The sequence below is a fragment of the Akkermansia muciniphila genome, assembly GCF_002884975.1.
GTDB classification, from domain to species: Bacteria; Verrucomicrobiota; Verrucomicrobiia; order Verrucomicrobiales; family Akkermansiaceae; genus Akkermansia; species Akkermansia muciniphila_C.
Genome location: NZ_PJKB01000001.1, coordinates 911,660 through 929,826, shown reverse-complemented (window position 1 = coordinate 929,826; position 18,167 = coordinate 911,660). Strand labels below are relative to the sequence as shown.

The window sequence follows — 18,167 nt, the reverse complement described above, 5'->3', positions numbered from 1 at the left end:
CTTGAGCGTGCGCCGGATGCAGGTATGTTTAAGGGACAGGGATATTCGGCAAGGGAGGAACGAGAGCCTTCCGGGCCGCCAGGAATAACCCTGATTTCATAGGTAGTTAGTTGGAGCGGCTGCGGAAGAGATTCCGCAGCCGCTTTTTCATGCCCGGCAGAAGATGGGGCGGCCTTGTGTCATACAAAAAACGGAATGTTTGAACGTATTTGCTTCCCGGCTGTCTCACCCATAACGGTTATAATCCGGGTGCAGTGAAAGAGAGAGCACTTCATCCATTAAAGGATTCAACCGTCTTCATAGGTAGTTAGTTGAACAGCAGCCCCGGCGAAGGGATTCGCCGGGGTTTGTTCGTCTTCAAATAGCGCGTTCCGCGCCGTAAACGGCTGGAAGGAAGAATGTTTGAGGGTTTGCCGCGGGGTTTGATTGACGGGAGGCGCGCGTCAGGGCATAGTGGCCCGGTATGAAAAGAGCGTTTTGCGTGATAGCCGGTGCATGCAGCCTGCTTGGATGGGCACCGGCGGATGAGGCGGGCATGAAGAATGCGCTGGCGGATTGGCAGATGAGGCAGTCCGACTGGGAATCCGCGTTCAAGACGGCTGAAAGCGACGGCAAAAGGGAGGAACTGATGAAAAGCCGCCCGGACGCCGTTCCGGTGGCGCGGGAATTGTGGAGGCAGGTGGGCCGCGACCTGCAAAAGCCGGAGACTCAAAAACCCTACCTGCTCCCGGCCGTGATCTGGTTTCTGGACCATCCGGCCGCCGTGGCGCAGGCGTTCCCCAACGGAGAGACAGCCAGGAAGATTGTGGTGCTCTGCCTGGATGCCCTGGAAAATACCCTGTTCCGGGAAAAAGGGGCGGGGAAGGCGGCTTATGCGCTGAGCAGTTCCCGTGAGTTGCGCTGCCGGGTCATTCTGGAACAGATCAAGGACTACAGCCAGTTCCCGGAGGACCAGGGTCTGGCAGCCCTGGGGCTGGCCATGGTGATGAAGGAAACGACGGGGATGCTCCAGGATGACGTCCGGCTGGTGGCAGCCCGCGGAAAGCTGTTGAAGGACGCCATCATCAAGTGCTATGACTCCAGCTTCGGCCCGGTTCCGGTCCGGAATCTGGTGCAGGAGGAGCTGTATGAAATACGTAATCTCAATATTGGGCAGACCGGGCCTGGAATCAGCCTGCCTTCCTCCGCCACCGGGGCGCAAGTGACGCTGCCCGCCGGAGACAAGCCCGTTCTGGTGGTGTTCTGGGATCCGCGGGATGCGCGTTCCGTCCAGTTTCTGGGGAAGGCCGCTTCCCTCCGGGGAGAATTTCCGGGCCTGATGGTGATGCCGGTGGCTCCGGGGAGCAGTGAGAACGTGAAGAAGGCCCTGTTGAATTTGAATTTGGACATCCCCTCCCTGGTTGATGAGAAAGCAGCGGCATTCAAGGATTACCGCGTGAGGCTCACGCCGCAGGTGTACCTGCTGGATCTCAAGGGGAAAATCCTGATGCGCGGCACGCCGGACATGCTGTTTGACGCCAATCTGTACGCCGCCATGGGCAAGCTTGAAGGGAAGAAGAATGGAAAGGCGGAGGAGAAAAAAGCCGCCGCCGCGCCGCCCGCCGCCAGGCCTGCGCCGCTGCCGGCTAAAATCAATTCTCCGGAGACGCGCGTTCCGGCTGCGCCGCAACCTGCCGCCGCGCCGGCCGCTCCTCTTGCCCCGCCGCCCCTGCGGCCCATGCCCGAATAGCCCGCTTCATGGAGAACCTTCCGTTGAGAAAGGCCGCCGAGGCTGTGGCGCATGTTCTGGCCGGGGCCGGGCATACGGTGTACTTTGTGGGGGGCTGCGTGCGGGACCGGCTACTGGGATATCCGGTAAAGGATATTGACATTGCCACTTCCGCCCGTCCGGAGGAGGTGCTGTGCCTGTTCCCCGGAGCCTGGGAGGTGGGCGCCGCCTTCGGCGTGGTGCTGGTGCGCCGTGACGGCTTTTGCTTTGAAGTGGCTACGTTCCGCAGGGACGGCCGCTACCGTGACGGAAGGCGTCCGGAGTCCGTCTGCTTTACGGACGCGGAGGAAGACGCGCGCCGCCGTGATTTTACCATGAACGGCCTGTTTGAGGATCCGTTTTCCGTTCCTCCGGGCCGCGTGGTGGATTATGTGGGCGGCGTGGCGGACATACGGGCCCGGGTGCTGAGGTGCATCGGTGAGCCGGACCTCCGTTTTGAGGAGGATTCCCTGCGCCTGATGCGCGCCGTCCGTTTTGCCGTTACCAGGGAAGTGCAGGTGGAAGAAGAGACCTATGCCGCCGTTTGCAGGAACGCTCCGCTGCTGGCCCGCATTGCGCCGGAGCGCATCCGGGAGGAACTGGACAGGATTCTTCTGTCTCCCGGAAGGAAGAGGGGCGTGGAAATGCTGGTGGAAACGGGGCTGATGAAGCATGTCATTCCGGAGCTGTACGGCATGGTCGGCTGCACGCAGCCTCCCCAGTGGCATCCGGAGGGGGACGTTTACACCCATACGCTGATGATGCTGGATGAGCTGGGGAAGGACGGCGCCCCGGTTTCCCTGGAACTGGCCCTGGGCGTTCTGCTGCATGATGTCGGAAAGCCTCCCTGCCGCCAGGTGGATGAAACGGGACGCATCCGTTTTTCCGGTCATGATAAGGCGGGAGCTGCCATGGCACGGGAGATTTTAAGAAGGCTGAAGTATTCCAATGCCGTAGTGGATGCGGTGAGCGCCATGGTGGAGCGCCACATGCGCTTCATGAATGTGCAGCAAATGAAGAAATCCACCTTGCGGATGTTCATGAGCTCCCCCCGTTTCCGGGATGAACTGGAGCTTCACCGCCTGGATTGTCTTTCCTCCAACGGATTGATGGACAACTGGCAATTTGTCAGGGACTCCATGGATTCCTACCGGGACGCTCCCCTGGTGCCCCCTCCGCTGGTGACAGGCCGTGACCTGGTGAACCTGGGCCTGTCCCCGGGGCCGGATTTCAAAAACTGGCTGTCCCGGTTGCAGGAACTTCAGCTGGAGGGAACGCTCCGGACGCGGAAGGAGGCTCTTCTGCTTCTGGGGCAAATTGCCCCGGTGGAACAGAATACACTTGCAGAGTACCTGGAAAAGTTAGCATTATAGGCCGCAAGACCTCATCCTTTCAGCTCATGCGCCCGGTCATTTATCAATTGTTTGTCCGCCATTTTTCCAACATGGAAACCCATGGAGTGGACTGGGGGAGCCGGGAAACGAACGGATGCGGCACTTTTAACGGCGTGACGGACAAGGCCCTGAGGGAAATAGCCCGGATGGGTTTTACCCATGTCTGGCTGACCGGTGTGCTGCGGCATGCCACGCAGACGGCCTATCCCAAGCTGGACGCCCAGCCGGAGTCCATCGTGAAGGGGCTTGCCGGCAGTCCCTATGCGGTGCTGGATTACTTTGACGTGGACCCGGACCTGGCCTCCGTGCCGCAGAAGAGGATGGAGGAATTCAAGGCCTTGGTGAAACGCTGCCGCACGGTGGGGCTGGTGCCGCTGATTGACTTTATCCCCAATCATGTTTCCCGCGCGTACCTGGCGGACTGGGACGGGCATGACGATTTTGGGGAAGGGGATGACCACCATACGTTTTTCTCTCCGGAGCAGGGGTATTTTTACCTGACCTCCAACAGTCCCGGGGACGGTCCGCCCCTGCATCTGCCGGACGGCCTGTTCGAGGGGGAAATGACCTTCGGACGGGTGACGGGGAACAATGCCGTGACATGGAACCCCACCAAGTATGACTGGTATGAGACGGTCAAGCTGAACTACGGCTATAACTTCCTGGCCGGATTGCCGGCCCTGCGCCTGCTGCCGGACTGGACCAGTCCCAAGCAGCGCGTCCCCAAGACCTGGCGCATCATGGACGACATCCTTTCCTTCTGGCAGGGACTGGGCATCGGCGGGTTCCGGTGCGACATGGCCCACATGATTCCCATGGCCTTCTGGAAATGGGCTATTTCCCGGTCCCGCGTGCGCCTGCCTGACGTGTTTTTCATGGCGGAGGCGTACAACGACCACATGAAGACCACCCCCGGGGATCCCTGCGCCGCGCTGCTGGAATCCGGCTTTAACGCCGTTTACGATTCCGCCTGCTACCGCCTGGCGCTCCATGTGTACACGGAGAAGAACTGGGCCAACGACTTTGACCGCCTTTTCCGGAGTGATCCCAAGTACATGGACAGCGGCGTGCGCTACGTGGAAAACCATGATGAAACGCGCGTCTGCTCCCCGCTCTCCTGGGGCGGCGTGGGGCGTACCGTCATGCCGGCCATCATGACGCTGGTTTACATGTCGGGCCGCGGCCCCGTGCTGGTGTACAACGGGCAGGAGGTGGGGGAACGGGCGGAAAGCCCCGGCGGTTACGGCGGCCATGACGGGCGCACCAGCATTTTTGACTATACCTGCCTGCCGCAGCTCCAGCCATGGGTGGCGGACGGGCAGTTTGACGCCTCCCTGCTGCCGCAGGATTCCGCGGAACTGAGGGACTTCCATCGTCTCCTGCTTCCCCTGATCCAGCATCCGGCGCTGGACCGGGGTGACTTTTACGGCCTGAACTGGGCCAATATGAAAAATACCACGTTCGGCAGGGAACCTGCGGAGGATACCTCCGGGCACTGGGTGTATGCCATGCTCCGCCATGATGCCCACGCGAAGGCCACCGTCCTGGTCGTGGGGAATCTTTCACCGGACATCAACTTCTACAATCTGCGCATTTCCATTCCCCAGCACGCCTTCGGCTGGTGCGGCATCCAGACGGACCGGGTGCGCGTCAGGAACCTGATGGACGGGCAGGCGCAGGAGAAGGAGTTTGACCGGAAGGAACTGATGGACCGCGGGCTTCCGCATCCCCTGAAACCGGGGCATGTGGGCGTGCTGGAACTGTCTCCCGTTTAAAGGGGCATCCTCATGGAAGAGGCCGTGCGCCTTTTCCGATATTTTTTGCTCTGCTGGGCGTTTTTATAATGACGGGCCGTTTTTAATTCGGTATAGTCCCGGAAATTCCTATGACTAGACGTTTTCCTCACTCCATGTCTGCCATTCAGCAAATTGCTCTGGCTCTTGCCGTGGCCGGTATTGGCGCCGGCCAGGGGCTGGCGCAGGAAGGTGCAGGGGCCTCCCGCCGTGCCGCGGCCCGGATGGAAGAACAGGCCCAGGCTTCCATGCTGCTTCTGGGGCAGGCGCGCCAGCAGTATTCTGAAGGCAAGTATCAGGAAGCTCTGGAAAATTACCGCAGGAGCCTTTCCACGCTGCCCAAGTCCCCCAACATGGAGAAGCGGCGCCGTTTTCTGGAAACCAGCATTGCGGACGCCAGCGTGGCGGTAGCCCAGGAATACATCAAGGTGGGGCGTTATGATGAGGCTGTCAAGCTGTTGCAGGACGCCCTGAAAACCACACCGACGCATGCGCTCGCCAAGCTTACGCTGGAGATGGCCCAGGACCCGGTGCGGACGAATCCGGCCCTTTCCCCGGAACATGTCAAGAAGGTGGAGGAGGTGTACCGCCTGCTCCATCTGGCTTACGGTTATTATGAACTGGGCCAGTATGATGCGGCCTTAAAGGAATTTACCTCCGTCCTCCAGACGGACCCTTACAACACGGCGGCGCGGCGCGGCATGGAGCTGGTGAACCGCGCCAGAACCACCTACTTTGACGCTGCCAGGGATGAAATGCGCAGGAGCGCGCTGGCGGAGGTCTCCCGCCCGTGGGAGTGGCCCGCGCCCCTGACGGAAACGCCGGAGGAACCCTCCTCCTTTTCCGAGCCCTTGGACAATCCCGTGGTGAACGTGGACCAGAAGCTGGGCATGATCCGCCTGCCGCGCGTGCAGCTGGACGGCGCTACGGTGGAAGAAGCCGTGGATTACCTGCGCAGCCAGGCCAGGACGCATGACACCACGGCCATGACCACGGCGGAGCGCGGAGTGAACATCTCCGTGGACCCGGGTCCGGCAGACAGCAGTTGCGCCAGGGAAGTAGCTGAAAAGAAAATTACGCTGAATCTTCAAAACGTGCCGCTCCGCGACGCCCTGGAATATGTGGCGCGCGCTTCCGGCCTGCTGCTGCGCACGAACGCCTTTGGCGCGGAACTGGTATCCAGTGCGGACGGCACCTCCTACATGGTGACCAAGTCCATCACCCTTCCGCCGGGTTTCTTCTCCGGCTTGTCCGAATCCTCCAATACGGAAAATGCGGACCCCTTCGCCTCCGGGGATTCCGGCTCCTCCGGCATGACCCTGAAACGGGTGGACCCGCAGAAGGCCCTGGCCTCCCTGGGGGTGAAATTCCCGGAAGGCAGCTTCATCAAGTATAATTCAGGCAACTCCACCCTCCTTTTCCATGGCACCCCCCGGGACTTGAGCCTGCTGGAGGAACTGGTGGCCTCCAAGAGCGCGGAACAGCCCCTGCAGGTGGTCGTCAGCGCCACGTTCCTGGAAGTAAACCAGACGGACCTGGAAGAATTGGGCTTCAACTGGATTGTGAACCTGAACCTGGACCCGTCCAAATGGTTCATGGGCGGTGCGGGAACCAACAAAAATGACTATAATAATACCGTGCTGGACAGCGCCGCCCGGGTGGCGGGAGCCGCCGTCCCCGGAGGAGTGGTGGGCGGTCTCAGGTCCGGCAACCAGGTTTTCACGGAAGACAGTATTGACGGCATGATTGAGCGCGGTTCTTCCGCCAGAAGCACGGGCGTGGCCTACGTTCCCGGCGGCGCGCCCAGCATCCTCACCATGCGCGGCATGTGGAGCCAGGCGGATGTCACCATGATCATGCGCGGCCTGAGCCAGAAAAAGGGTACGGACATCATGCAGCATCCTTCCGTAATTGTGCGCCCCGGTGAAAAAGCCACGTTCTTCAGCGGCAGGGAACTGATTTATCCCACGGAATATGATCCGCCCGAAGTTCCCAACAGTACGGGCAACAATAATAACAATAACGGCGACGACTGGGGCAACTATGATGACGATAACGGGGACCGCCTCCAGGTCATGCCCATGACCCCCGCGCATCCCTCCGCCTTTGAAACAAGGCAGCTCGGCACGCTGTTTAACGTGGAAGTGACCGGCATCAGCGATGACAAATCCATCGTGGAAATGACGGTTGTGCCTGAAATCGTGGAATTTGACGGCTTCATCAACTATGGCACGCCGCTCTTCATTCCCGTGGCCTCCCGGGAGAAGAACCCGAAGGAAGACATCGTCATGGTGAAGGCTTCCGACAACTTCATCCTGCAGCCCGTATTCTCCACGCGCCGCCTGACCGCTCCCGTGCGCATCGCTACCGGCAGCACGCTCGTCATCGGCTCCTTGAAAAAATCCACATCCATCACGTATGAGGATAAAATCCCCATTCTGGGCGATATCCCCTGGGTGGGACGCCTGTTCCGCTCCAAGGGCGCCAAGGAACAGCGCAAGGCCATCATCATCATGGTGAAGGCGGAAGTGGTGGATCCGGGCGGCAAGCAGCTTTACACGCCGAGCACTTCCGTTCCGGACGGGGATGCCCCGGCAGGTCTGGCGCCCCTTCCCGCCCTGAGCAATGCCCAATAACCTTTAACCGGATTACAATCATTGAAGAACAGCGATTCCGATCCTGAGTCCTCTTCTTCCTCCCAGGGGACCGACAATATCATGCGCCAGCTGCATGCCTCGGACTCCCGGGGCGTGGAGCGGAGAAGGGAAGTGGTGGTGCGCCCGGACGGCACCAAGGTCATCCGGGTGGAAAAGCGCCGCCGCACCTATCATGACGACCGTAATGAGTCCGGGCAGGCCGTACTGAAAAACAAGCGTTTTCTGATCGCCCTCTGCATTGTGGTTCTGCTGGCCGTGGGCGCTCTGGCGGGAACCTACATGTACCGGCTGACGTCATTCAATACGGAGGAATTCACCAGCCGCCTGCAATCGGACCTTTCCGCCGCGTGGGGGGGAAAAGTGGAAATTTCCGGGATGGCGATGGACGGCCTTTCCATGAAGGCCTCCCGCATCAAGGTCTCCTTCCCGGAGGATTCCTGCCTGTCCTTCGCAGTTCTGGAAGGCATATCCGGGGAAATATCCGCCACGTCCCTGTTCATGGGGAAAATCAAGGGGGAGAGCATGAACGTGGCCAAGGCCGTGGTTGCCCTGCGTCCCGGATTCACCAAATTTGCCGTGCCGCAGACGGGCAGGGAGCTGCCCTTCGTCTTCCGGCGTTATACCGCTCCGCGCTTGGAAGTGGGTTATGCCCACCAGAAGGAGGAATTCACCCTGGAACGAAATGACGGGCCCTTTTTCCTGACGGCGGAAGCCTATATCCGCACATCCGGAGCCGGCGCTGAACCGGAATATGTGCTGGACCTGTCACAGCAGAAGCTGAAAATTAAGGGCTGGCCGCTGATGAGCATGGATGCCGGTTCCCTTATTTTAAACGGTAACGGCATCAGGCAGCTTACCTTTTCCGGTTTTCTGGACAAGGGGCGCCTGCTTAACAAGCCTGCGGAGCTGAGTACCTTCATGATTACGGGGAATTTCCTTCTCGGCACTGATTTCCGCCACCCGGCGTGGACCCTTACGGGGAGGAATTTTGAACTCCTTTCCCTGGTGGGGAACGATTTTTCCTCCTTCCTCAAGGTGCAGATGGGGGAACAGGAGGTGGATGAAAAGCATGAATTGAAGGTAGACTTCGGGCTTCCCGTGGCGGCAGAGCAAAAAAGGCCTTCCGTGAAGGGATACAGCGGTTCCGTCGTCAAGGCGACCATGCTCAGGCTGCCCGTCTTCCGCCTGCTGGCGGCCATGACTGCCCAGAACTCGGAAATAAGGCTGCCTTATTCCTCCCCTGTCTTTACGTCCGGCTCCTTCCTTCTGGAAAGCGACGGCACGGACCGCTCCGTTTCCCTGACGGAAATTTCCCTGTTTGAACAGGGCTTCCTGGGAGTGACCGGGGTCCTGAACAGCAACGGCACCGAACTGGTGGGAGACCTGGTCTTCAAGATTCCTTCCTACATGGTGAACGGGGTCCGCATCCCGTCCGGCGCCACGCAGGAAGGGCGTGACATCGTTCTTTCCGTAAAAATTTCCGGTTCCCCGTCATCCCCCCAGGACAGTTCCGGCCCCATGCTCCAGGAAGTGGAACCGCGTGCGGAACGTCCGGGAATGCAGGCCGCCCCCTCCCGCGGGATGGCCCACCCCGCTCCCTCAACTCCCTCTCCGTCCCGGATTACGGTGGACGGCTTCATGTGATATTGCCGAGGATTCATGTTCATACTTAAACCTATTGTCCGCAAAACGTCCGAGAAGCGTTCCCGCTGGTGGACCAAGCTGGCTGGCTTTGGCCTGTGGTCCGTGCTTCAGCCTCTTTGCATGAGCCTTAATATCCGTTCCATCAAGGAGGAGCACGACGATGTTTACACGACGCCCTTTCTTGTGGCCCTCTGGCATAACCGCACGACCGTGCCGGGCTATGCCTGGTCCCTGGCACAGAAGCCGCTCAAGATGTGCGTGCTGACCAGCGCCAGCAAGGACGGCGCCCTGGTGGAGTCCATCTGCAGGCACTTCGGACTGGATTCCGTGCGCGGTTCTTCCGGACGGCGCGGCGCCTTGGCCTATATAGAGATGATGCGGAAGCTTCAGAAAGGCGACGTCTGTTTCTGCCTTACTCCGGACGGCCCCCAGGGCCCCATTTATGAGGTGCACCACGGCATTATTAAAATGGCCTCCCAGTCCGGCCTGCCCATCGTCCCCGTGTGCATCGAATATGAAAGCTGCTGGAGGCTGAACAAGGCCTGGGACCGTTACGCCATTCCCAAGCCGTGTTCCAACGTGAACATTTTATGGAAAAAGCGCCTGTTCATTCCTCCGGACGTAACGGAGGAGCAGGTCGCGGAATATGCGCGCCTGCTGGGAGGGCTCATGCATCAGGGACTTCCGGATTTTCCACCACTTAAAGAATCATTATTATGCAAATCATCGACGGAAAACAAGTAGCCTCCCAGGTGCTGGAAGAGGTCGGAAGGGATATTGAGCGGCTCAGGGAACAGGGAATTACTCCCGGTCTGGCCGTGGTGCTGGTGGGGGAAGACCCCGCCTCCCAGGTGTACGTTAATTCCAAGGTGAAGAAATGCGCGGAACTGGGCATGAATTCCCGCAAGATCGTTCTGCCTTCCGACGCCTCCCAGGAAGAATTGCTGCAGGTGGTCCGTGACTTGAATGCGGACCCATCCATCCATGGCATTCTGGTGCAGAGCCCGCCTCCCCCCCATATTGACGAGGCGGCCGTGGTGCTGGAAATTGACCCCGCGAAGGACGTGGACGGCTTCCATCCGGAAAACGTCGCCAAGCTGGTGCTGGAGGATGAAACCGGTTTTGTGCCCTGTACCCCTCTGGGCTGCATCCGGCTGCTGCAAGCCGCGGGCATTGAAACGGCCGGAGCGAATGCCGTGGTCATTGGCCGCAGCATGATTGTAGGCAAGCCGATGGCCCATCTGCTGATGTCCAAGCAGGCGAACGCCACTGTGACCGTAGCCCATTCCCGCACCAAGAACCTGCCGGAGCTCTGCCGCTCTGCGGACATCATTGTGGCTGCCATAGGCAGGCCCGCTTTTGTGACGGCGGATTTTGTGAAGGACGGCGCCGTGGTGGTGGACGTGGGCATCAACCGCGTGGAAGACGCCGCTGCCAAGCGCGGCTACCGGATTGTGGGGGACGTGGCCTATGATGAAGTGGCACCCAAATGCCGGGCCATCACTCCCGTGCCCGGCGGCGTGGGACCGATGACCATCGCCATGCTGATGGCTAACACGGTCAAGGCCTGCCGCCAGCAGACGGGCGCCTGAGGAAGAACGGGTGACGTCCGTTTTTCTTGTCAAAAGCAGGAAAATAGGCCAGTATTCACTTACCATTATGTCAAGTAAATTACTCGAAGGCAAAGTTGGTGTCGTAGTCGGCGTGGCGAACAAGCGCAGTATCGCGTTCGCAATTGCCAAGGCATGGCATGAAGCGGGCGCAAAGCTCATCTTCAACTACCAGGGTGAACGCCTCAAGGACGGCGTGCTCAAACTGGTCCATGAAAACTTCGGCGAGGATGCCCCCGTCTACGATCTGGATGTCAGCGATGATGAGTCCATCAATGCATTCTTTGAAAATGTCCGGAAGCATACGGACAAGGTAGACTGCATGCTGCATTCCGTGGCTTTTGCCCCGAAGGAAGCCCTGGGCGGCAGTTTCCTGGAAACGGGACGCGACGCGTTCAAGATTTCCCTGGATATTTCCGCTTACTCCCTGGTGGCCCTTTCCCGCGCTGTGGAGCCCATGATGTCTGACAACGGCAGCATTCTGGCGATGTCCTACCTGGGTTCCGAAAAGGTGGTGCCGAACTACAACCTGATGGGCGTGTCCAAGGCCGCCCTGGAAGCCTGCACCCGTTATCTGGCGTATGACCTGGGCCGCGCCCGCGGCATCCGCGTCAACTGCATCAGCGCCGGCCCCATGCAGACGCTTGCGGCGCGCGGCGTTTCCGGTTTCAGCACCATGTTCAAGGTGTATGAGGAACACGCCCCCCTGGGCCGTTCCTGCACGGGCGAGGAACTGGGCGCCACCGGCGTATTCCTGGCCAGTGATGGCTCCGCCGCGATCACCGGACAGGTGATTTACGTGGACGGCGGCTATCAGATCATGGGCATGTAACGTTTTCCTTCCGGAAGATTTTCCGCTCCTTTCAGGCCGTACCGCTTGCGGTACGGCCTTTTTGCCCTGTATCCGTGGGTATGACAGGGATGCCCTGTTTCTTCTGTCAAAAAATCTTGCGTTGCGGGGTCTCATTTTTATAAATAAAAAAATGACAGCCTCCCATCGTTATCTGTTTAACGGAGAAACGTGCGGCAGCTTGGATGAAATGTTCCTCCGCTACGGGGACGCTTCTCATAACGCACATATTTCCCTTGATGGCAGGAATGGAATGCACATACAATCCGTTCCCGTGGGCAACGGATTGTATTATTGCGAAGTGGGGGATGCCACCCATGGATTTGTGTGCCCCCATGAAATGATGGTTGAGGAATTGAAGGCGCTGTTCCGCCGTTTTGATTCCGGGGAGGATTTTTCCTTTGTGGCGGAAGAGTGGAATGTATATGAACCCTCCCTGTCGCCCTTGCCGGCCATCATCAAATGGATTGCCGTGGCGGGGCTGATGGATATTGCCATTATCCTGGCCTTTACCGGATTTCCGGCGAGCCAGATTGACCGCCTTTCCTGCATTCTGAATACGTTTGCCAACTTTTTGCTAAGTTGAAGCGAAACAGGAAACAGCCGCCCGAATGAGGCCGTTTCAGGGTACGAGTACTTTCAGGGTGCCGTGGCGCGTGATCCGTACCGGCGCGTTTCCCGCGTAATCCCCGTCCAGTTCACAGGCGGCCTGCCCGGCAGAGGTAACGGTTCCCCCGGTCATCTGGATGTATTCAAAGTGGCCGTGCCTCCGGGAGTGGAAGCCGCCATGGACAGTGGCTACCAGGCATTCCCCGATGATGGAGGGAATGGAGCGCTGGAATACCACTGCGTCCAGGAGTCCGTCATCATTTCCCGCCTCCGCAAAGAAATTCAGCGGTCCGCCATACCTGCGCCCGTTGCCGAAGAGGATGGCGCCGCCTTCCAGCACCCGCCCGTCATCCGTGGACAGCGTCAGGCGCGGCTGCCGTTCCGTACAGGCCCTGGCTCCGGCAATCACGTAGGCGAAGGCTTTCCATTTCTTCTTCATCTCCCAGGTGGTCAGTTCCACGGCGCGTGCGTCCGCGCCGATGCCTGCCATTTGGAGAAAAGGGCGTCCGTTGAAGGCGAACAGGTCCACCTCCCTGGAACGCCCCGCGTTCAGAACGTGCAGGGCGTGGTCAAAGTCCTGCCGTATTCCTATTTCCCGGGAAAAGACGTTCATGGTTCCCGCAGGGAAGGGGGCCAGCGCCGTTCCTGTATTGCAAAGGGCTTCCGCGGCCACTCCCAGCGTGCCGTCTCCTCCCGCCACGGCAACGACGGCGGCTCCGGAAGCCGCCCGGGCAGTCAAATGGTGCAGCATGTCCGCCCGGCTTTCCGGTTCAATGAGGTCAAAAAGGTCCCGGCGCCTGTCCAGCCAGCGGCGGAAGCGTTCTGCCCTGGCGCTGCGCGCCGTGTTATTGAAAAAGAGGGGGATCCTCATCGGGCGTTTACGGAGAAATTCAAAATCTGCACCGGAGCTTCCGTATGGGCCACGGGTTCATTGCGTACCGTTCCGTCCGGCATCATGAATTCCAGAAAACCGCGGGAAACGGTTTCCGGCAGGCGTATCTCCAGGAATTTCCTCATATCGTCAGACGGTCCGGGGGTGGTTCCCTCCGCCAGGATTTTTCCTTCTTCCGACTTGAGGACCACGCGCAGGGGCAGACGGCGGGTTTTGGCGCCGCTTTTTTCCCTGATGTCCAGCATCAGTTTGCTGCCCGGCACATATTCCGGCTGGGCGGCCACCCAGTTGGACGCCAATTTCATGTAGCGGTCCGTGATCCTGACGGCGGGAACGGTCCGGCTTTCCGGAGGGAAGGTCAGGGCGCGCCGTTTTTCGTCGTAACGGGCTTCCCAGACCAGGGGGAAAAACTCTCCGGAGGGCTCTTTTTTCCAGGATGTGGCGTAAATGGCGTTTTCCGGCTTGCGGGGGTCCAGCATGCTGATGGCGGACATCACCCACGGGGTGTTGAAATCCTTCTCATTGTATTCCAGCATCTGCCATTCCCCGTCACACCAGGCTTCCACCCAGTTATGGTTGCCGCGCACGTGGTTCCAGGTGAGGACCCCGGCCATGCGGGCCGGAATGCCTACGGAACGTAGCGCGCAGACGAGCAGGATGCTCTGGCCCGTGCAGGAGACTTTGCCGGATTCCAGGGATTCCTTCACGCCCTGGTGGGGGATTCTCCTTTCCGTGGAGTAGCGGACATTCAGGGTATTCTGGATGCTGGAGGCGATGGTGAGGGCTGCCTCCCGGCCCGTTTTGCACGCGGAAACCAGCGGGGCGAACAGGTTGTGGAACTGCTCCCTCCATTCGTCCCGCGGTTCGTTGACCACGGCATACGGGAGCACGTCGTTCTCATAAAGCTCCCATGGCACCTTGCCGGCCCAGGGAAACTGGGCGCGGACCGCCAGCGCCAGCCGTACTTCCCGATCCAGCCGCTCTTCCGTGACCGTGTCCCTGTCCTGCGCGGGCATGTAGGCGCGCAGAAAATCCACCCCGTCCGGGATGGCGTCATGGGCGGCGCAGAGGGCGGCGGTCAGTCCCAGGAGAAGGGCGGAAGGCAGCAGGTTCATGAACGCTGGCATTCATACCTGAATTCCGGGCGGGAGACAAGCTTCCTCTTGCGTAAGCAGGGTATGGAAATGGGCAAACAGGTGCGTGTCTTCCGGCGGTGTGGGGGCGAAGGGCGTGTCGTTGTCCAGAATATCCTCGCAAAGGCGCATGAAATCATGGGAATTTTTGGCCCTCTTCATGTGGTGGTCAAAGGAATCCGGAAGGCCCCGGGCCGTGTAAACCAGGTATTTTTTCATGCGGTGGATGTGTTTTTCCTCCACGTAATGCTCCTGCATTTCCAGCGTGCGTTCGTAAAGGCGCCGGATGTAGTGCAGCAGGTCCCGGAAGGTAAGGGATACACCGGGTGCGCCCCGGAAGCGGGCGTGAAGCTGGGAGAATATCCAGGGATTGCGCAGGGCCGCGCGGCCTATCATCAGTCCTGCCGGGTGCGCCAGCCGCACCCAGGCGTCCGCCGTGGCGGCATCCACAATATTGCCGTTGGCGATTACGGGGCAGTCCAGGACTTCCACGGCCCATTTCACCCATTCCGGATGGACGGGGGAGCGGTAGCCTTCCCGCACGGTGCGGGCGTGGATGCACACCCTGTCCGGAGAGTGCGCGGCAATCACGGGGAGGATGCGTTCAAACTCATCCGGAGTCTCATACCCCAGGCGGCATTTGACCGTGAAAGCCCCGGCGGGCAGGGCGTCCCGGAGCGTCCCCAGGGCCGCGTCCATATCCTTCAGGGAGCGCAGCATGCCGCCCCCGGCGTTCCTTCTGCACACCAGGGGGGCGGGGCAGCCCATGTTCAGGTCCACCCCGGCGCAGGCGTGCTTCATCAGGTCCAGCGCGTCCCTTGCCAGGTACTCCGGTTCATGGCCCACGAGCTGTCCGTAAATGGGGCGCCCCGTGGGATTTTCATCAATGGAGCGCAGGATGTATGGCGACATCTTTTTATGGTGGGCCACCGTTCTGAAATATTCCGTGATGAAGTAATCAGGCAGGGAATTCAAGTCCTTCAACGTCTTGAGGAAAGCCAGATCCGTCACATCTTTCATGGGGGCCAGCGCCAGCAGCATGGGCCTGTGCATACCGTGAAAAGCCCCGGATGGCAAGCTGTGATTGTCTTGACGAAAGAAGGAAAGTGTGGAAGCTGTGAGCATGAATCAGGACTCAACCCGCAAAGCCAGAGTGAATGTGAGACGAGCCGAGGTAATGGAACAGGTGGAGAAGGAAATCCAGGAGCATTACCAGAGTGAATTGATTTCCCACATCCGGTCTGCGGGCAACGTGTACAACCTGGGCCATACGGAATTCTTCCTGGCCCGGGAGTTCGGGTTCTGCAACGGCGTGCGCCGCGCCATTGACATTGCGTATGCGGCGCGCAGGGTGTTCCCTGACCGGAATATCTACCTGATCGGGGATATTATCCACAATCCGGAAGTGAACCGCCAGCTGGAGGAGATGGGTATTCAAAAACTCCCCTGGAAGCAGCTTGATGCCTCCTATGACCGGATTGCCGCGGATGACGTGGTGATTATTCCGGCTTTCGGCGTTCCCACCTCCTTCATGGAGGCGCTGGAGGAGAAGGGCGTGCAGATTGTGGACACCACCTGCGGGGACGTGATGAAGGTCTGGAAAAGGGTGAAGAATTACGCCGCCATGGGGATTACCTCCATCATTCACGGCAAGGCCACCCATGAGGAAACCAGCGCCACGGCCTCCCGCGCCCTGGGAGAAAAGGGAAGAGGAAAGTATCTGGTGGTTTATGATCTGGAGGACGCCCGCATCCTGTGCGACTATATTCTGGGCCATGGAGACCGCGAGGCGTTCCTGAAGCGGTTTGAAGGCAGCTATTCCCCCGGCTTTGACCCGGACCGGGACCTGGAAGAAGTGGGCATCGCCAACCAGACCACCATGCTGAAGACGGAGACGCAGACGCTCCAGAGGATGGTGAAGGACGCCGTCGTCCAACGGGACGGGGACGATGACAATTTTTATGTGTTTGATACCATTTGCGGCGCCACCCAGGACCGCCAGGACGCCCTGTACGAGCTTCTGAAAAATCCGCTGGACGTGATGTTCGTGGTGGGCGGCTACAATAGTTCCAACACCACGCACCTGGTGGATATTGCCAGGGAGCATATACCCACATATTTCATTGAGTCTGCGGAATGCATCAAGTCCATCCAGTACGTGGATGCTTTTGACACGAAGACGCGGGAAGTGCGCCGCATGACCACGGAACCGGTGGTGCAGAATCTGGGTAAATCCCTGAAGGTGGGGATTACGGCGGGCGCTTCATGCCCGGCCAATCTGATTGAGGCCACCATCCTGCGCATTGCGGACCTGCGCAAATAACGGGGAACCATGCCGGGCGGCGGGGGCCGGAAAAGGGAACGCGCATGGCCTCCGTAAAAGCGGAGGCCGCTTTTAGCATCAAAACGGTTCGGCAGGTAAAACTGTGGAAAAAGGAGGGGGCGCCGGAAAGCGGCGGGAGCAGGGCTCTTCCTACTTTTCCAGGTCTTCCGGAGTGACGGAACGCTGTTCCCGGGAAGCGAGAAGCACGGCTTGCTCCACCACGTATTCCGCGTTGGCGTCAAAACGGTAGGCGTTGCAGTTGGGGCACACGGCAGTAGTCAGGGACACGATGGAGCCGCAGGCTTCGCAAACCTTGAAATCCCCGGGGCGGTCAATGATCAGTTTGGCTTTATCCAGGCGTGATTGCTGCATGGGAGGGGAAAATAAAACAAGCCGCTCAGCAGAACAGAGCGGCTTGCCATAAAGATCGTCAGAAAACCGAAGTAAAAACTTAGGCGATTTTTGCGATGGCCTTGGCGGCCTTGCTCTTGTAGTTGGAGGCGCGGTTGGCGGGAATGGTGCCCACCTTGGCAGCCTTGTCAACGGCGGAGGAGAACGTGTTGTAGGCAGCGGTGGCGGCTTCCTTGTCAGACGTTTCAACCGCAGTGGCAATCTTCTTGCGGAGGGTCTTCAGCTTGGAGGAGACGGCGCGGTTGCGGGCGGTGCGGGTTGCGGTCTGGCGGATGCGCTTGAGTGCGGATTTGGTATTGGCCATGTTCTAAAGAAGGTTCGGTTTCCGTTTCGAGGTGGCAAAAACATTAGAATAACAGGACAAAATGTCAAGCTCAGGATATAATTTTTAAGGCATTCCTCCTAAGTGCGGGCAGACTGCGGACTTTACCGCAAAAGGGGGATGTGGCATAAATGCCTCCGACATGAAGAAACGCGTGGATTTGCCTGAAAAAAAATATGAAGGGTATATCTTTGATCTGGACGGCACCCTGGTGGACAGCATGCCGCTCCATTACAAGGCCTGGCGGAAGGCCCTGGCCCGCGCGGGCGCTCCGGATTCCGTGTTCCGGGAAGATGAATTCTATTCCTGCGGCGGCAAGTCCGCCAATGATGTGGTAAGTTTTTTAAATGGCCGTTACGGCCTGGTGATGGATGCCGCGTCCACAGCCGCGGACAAGCGCCGCATTTATCTGGAAATGCTGGAGGAGGAAGGGATGGAACCTATCCGTGAAGTGGTGGAATTTGTCCGTTCCCTGGGGGATGCCCCCAAGGCGATCGCCACAGGCAGCGCCATTCCGGGCGCTTCCCGCACGCTGGCCGCAGCGGGGCTGTCCGGCCTTTTTGACGTGATTCTGACGCCGGAGGACGTGGAGAACGGCAAACCCGCGCCGGACATGTTCCTGAAGGCAGCGGAATTGCTGGGAGCCGCTCCCGGACGCTGTGTGGTTTTTGAAGACGCCGTGCCGGGCATCAAGGCCGCCGCCGCCGCCGGAATGGACTGCGTCCAGGTCCGGCGTGCCTCCCTGGCCTGACCTCCGTACGGAATTTCTGGACGGGGGCCGT

General features: G+C 59.5%; 16 protein-coding genes. 11 read left to right on the top strand and 5 right to left on the bottom strand.

Features of this window, described 5'->3' with window-relative positions:
* Positions 1 to 463: 463 nt before the first annotated feature.
* The 9 genes from CXU21_RS03775 to CXU21_RS03735 all read left to right on the top strand — a co-directional run bounded on the left by CXU21_RS03775 (position 464) and on the right by CXU21_RS03735 (position 12,281).
* Positions 464 to 1,729: a TlpA family protein disulfide reductase gene (locus tag CXU21_RS03775; RefSeq protein WP_146016940.1), complete on the top strand. Its 1,266-nt coding sequence runs from the start codon at positions 464 to 466 to the stop codon at positions 1,727 to 1,729.
* An 8-nt stretch (positions 1,730 to 1,737) separates the two neighbouring features.
* Positions 1,738 to 3,120, top strand: coding sequence for a CCA tRNA nucleotidyltransferase (locus tag CXU21_RS03770; RefSeq protein ID WP_257997350.1), 1,383 nt, complete (start codon positions 1,738 to 1,740; stop codon positions 3,118 to 3,120).
* A 26-nt stretch (positions 3,121 to 3,146) separates the two neighbouring features.
* Positions 3,147 to 4,916: an alpha-amylase family glycosyl hydrolase gene (locus tag CXU21_RS03765; protein ID WP_102725104.1), complete on the top strand. Its 1,770-nt coding sequence runs from the start codon at positions 3,147 to 3,149 to the stop codon at positions 4,914 to 4,916.
* A gap of 134 nt (positions 4,917 to 5,050) precedes the next feature.
* On the top strand, positions 5,051 to 7,570 hold the full coding sequence (locus CXU21_RS03760) for an Amuc_1098 family type IV pilus outer membrane protein (protein ID WP_180972618.1): 2,520 nt from the start codon (positions 5,051 to 5,053) through the stop codon (positions 7,568 to 7,570).
* Between the two features lie 21 nt (positions 7,571 to 7,591).
* The gene (locus tag CXU21_RS03755) at positions 7,592 to 9,235 is read left to right on the top strand and encodes a hypothetical protein (RefSeq protein ID WP_102725102.1); all 1,644 of its coding nucleotides are present in this window, start codon (positions 7,592 to 7,594) and stop codon (positions 9,233 to 9,235) included.
* A gap of 15 nt (positions 9,236 to 9,250) precedes the next feature.
* Positions 9,251 to 9,979: a lysophospholipid acyltransferase family protein gene (locus CXU21_RS03750; RefSeq protein ID WP_102714146.1), complete on the top strand. Its 729-nt coding sequence runs from the start codon at positions 9,251 to 9,253 to the stop codon at positions 9,977 to 9,979.
* Entirely contained in the window at positions 9,952 to 10,827 is an 876-nt protein-coding gene (folD, locus tag CXU21_RS03745; RefSeq protein ID WP_102725101.1) for a bifunctional methylenetetrahydrofolate dehydrogenase/methenyltetrahydrofolate cyclohydrolase FolD, read from the top strand. Before CXU21_RS03750 ends, folD begins: the two co-directional genes overlap by 28 nt.
* Positions 10,828 to 10,894: 67 nt before the next feature.
* The gene (locus tag CXU21_RS03740; protein ID WP_102714142.1) at positions 10,895 to 11,677 is read left to right on the top strand and encodes an enoyl-ACP reductase FabI; all 783 of its coding nucleotides are present in this window, start codon (positions 10,895 to 10,897) and stop codon (positions 11,675 to 11,677) included.
* A 271-nt stretch (positions 11,678 to 11,948) separates the two neighbouring features.
* Positions 11,949 to 12,281, top strand: coding sequence for a hypothetical protein (locus tag CXU21_RS03735; RefSeq protein ID WP_146016699.1), 333 nt, complete (start codon positions 11,949 to 11,951; stop codon positions 12,279 to 12,281).
* 36 nt (positions 12,282 to 12,317) lie between these two features.
* Here CXU21_RS03735 and CXU21_RS03730 read toward each other — a convergent pair whose 3' ends face one another.
* The 3 genes from CXU21_RS03730 to CXU21_RS03720 are packed head-to-tail and all read right to left on the bottom strand — an operon-like array spanning position 12,318 to position 15,382.
* On the bottom strand, positions 12,318 to 13,175 hold the full coding sequence (locus CXU21_RS03730) for a diacylglycerol/lipid kinase family protein (protein ID WP_102725100.1): 858 nt from the start codon (positions 13,173 to 13,175) through the stop codon (positions 12,318 to 12,320).
* Complete coding sequence (locus CXU21_RS03725; RefSeq protein ID WP_180972617.1) at positions 13,172 to 14,311, bottom strand: transglutaminase-like domain-containing protein; 1,140 nt, start codon at positions 14,309 to 14,311, stop codon at positions 13,172 to 13,174. The genes CXU21_RS03730 and CXU21_RS03725 overlap by 4 nt, the downstream gene beginning before the upstream one ends.
* 12 nt (positions 14,312 to 14,323) lie before the next feature.
* Positions 14,324 to 15,382, bottom strand: coding sequence for a tRNA dihydrouridine synthase (locus CXU21_RS03720; protein ID WP_180972616.1), 1,059 nt, complete (start codon positions 15,380 to 15,382; stop codon positions 14,324 to 14,326).
* A 70-nt stretch (positions 15,383 to 15,452) separates the two neighbouring features.
* Here CXU21_RS03720 and CXU21_RS03715 point away from each other — a divergent pair, with 70 nt between their 5' ends.
* The gene (locus tag CXU21_RS03715) at positions 15,453 to 16,652 is read left to right on the top strand and encodes a 4-hydroxy-3-methylbut-2-enyl diphosphate reductase (RefSeq protein ID WP_102714132.1); all 1,200 of its coding nucleotides are present in this window, start codon (positions 15,453 to 15,455) and stop codon (positions 16,650 to 16,652) included.
* A 150-nt stretch (positions 16,653 to 16,802) separates the two neighbouring features.
* Here CXU21_RS03715 and CXU21_RS03710 read toward each other — a convergent pair whose 3' ends face one another.
* Positions 16,803 to 17,024 (bottom strand): hypothetical protein, encoded by a 222-nt coding sequence (locus tag CXU21_RS03710; RefSeq protein WP_102714130.1) that lies wholly within the window; start codon positions 17,022 to 17,024, stop codon positions 16,803 to 16,805.
* Between the two features lie 79 nt (positions 17,025 to 17,103).
* Positions 17,104 to 17,367, bottom strand: a complete 264-nt coding sequence (gene rpsT / locus CXU21_RS03705; protein WP_102714128.1) for a 30S ribosomal protein S20 — start codon at positions 17,365 to 17,367, stop codon at positions 17,104 to 17,106.
* Between the two features lie 160 nt (positions 17,368 to 17,527).
* Here rpsT and CXU21_RS03700 point away from each other — a divergent pair, with 160 nt between their 5' ends.
* Positions 17,528 to 18,136, top strand: coding sequence for an HAD family hydrolase (locus CXU21_RS03700; RefSeq protein WP_102725097.1), 609 nt, complete (start codon positions 17,528 to 17,530; stop codon positions 18,134 to 18,136).
* The last annotated feature ends 31 nt before the right edge of the window (positions 18,137 to 18,167 follow it).

Coding starts and splice junctions, on each gene's coding strand:
- CXU21_RS03775 (WP_146016940.1), top strand. CDS start 464: ATGAAAAGAGCGTTTTGCGTGATAGCCGGTGCATGCAGCCTGCTTGGA.
- CXU21_RS03770 (WP_257997350.1), top strand. CDS start 1,738: ATGGAGAACCTTCCGTTGAGAAAGGCCGCCGAGGCTGTGGCGCATGTT.
- CXU21_RS03765 (WP_102725104.1), top strand. CDS start 3,147: ATGCGCCCGGTCATTTATCAATTGTTTGTCCGCCATTTTTCCAACATG.
- CXU21_RS03760 (WP_180972618.1), top strand. CDS start 5,051: ATGTCTGCCATTCAGCAAATTGCTCTGGCTCTTGCCGTGGCCGGTATT.
- CXU21_RS03750 (WP_102714146.1), top strand. CDS start 9,251: ATGTTCATACTTAAACCTATTGTCCGCAAAACGTCCGAGAAGCGTTCC.
- folD (WP_102725101.1), top strand. CDS start 9,952: ATGCAAATCATCGACGGAAAACAAGTAGCCTCCCAGGTGCTGGAAGAG.
- CXU21_RS03740 (WP_102714142.1), top strand. CDS start 10,895: ATGTCAAGTAAATTACTCGAAGGCAAAGTTGGTGTCGTAGTCGGCGTG.
- CXU21_RS03735 (WP_146016699.1), top strand. CDS start 11,949: ATGCACATACAATCCGTTCCCGTGGGCAACGGATTGTATTATTGCGAA.
- CXU21_RS03730 (WP_102725100.1), bottom strand. CDS start 13,175: ATGAGGATCCCCCTCTTTTTCAATAACACGGCGCGCAGCGCCAGGGCA.
- CXU21_RS03725 (WP_180972617.1), bottom strand. CDS start 14,311: ATGAACCTGCTGCCTTCCGCCCTTCTCCTGGGACTGACCGCCGCCCTC.
- CXU21_RS03720 (WP_180972616.1), bottom strand. CDS start 15,382: ATGCACAGGCCCATGCTGCTGGCGCTGGCCCCCATGAAAGATGTGACG.
- CXU21_RS03715 (WP_102714132.1), top strand. CDS start 15,453: ATGAATCAGGACTCAACCCGCAAAGCCAGAGTGAATGTGAGACGAGCC.
- CXU21_RS03710 (WP_102714130.1), bottom strand. CDS start 17,024: ATGCAGCAATCACGCCTGGATAAAGCCAAACTGATCATTGACCGCCCC.
- rpsT (WP_102714128.1), bottom strand. CDS start 17,367: ATGGCCAATACCAAATCCGCACTCAAGCGCATCCGCCAGACCGCAACC.
- CXU21_RS03700 (WP_102725097.1), top strand. CDS start 17,528: ATGAAGAAACGCGTGGATTTGCCTGAAAAAAAATATGAAGGGTATATC.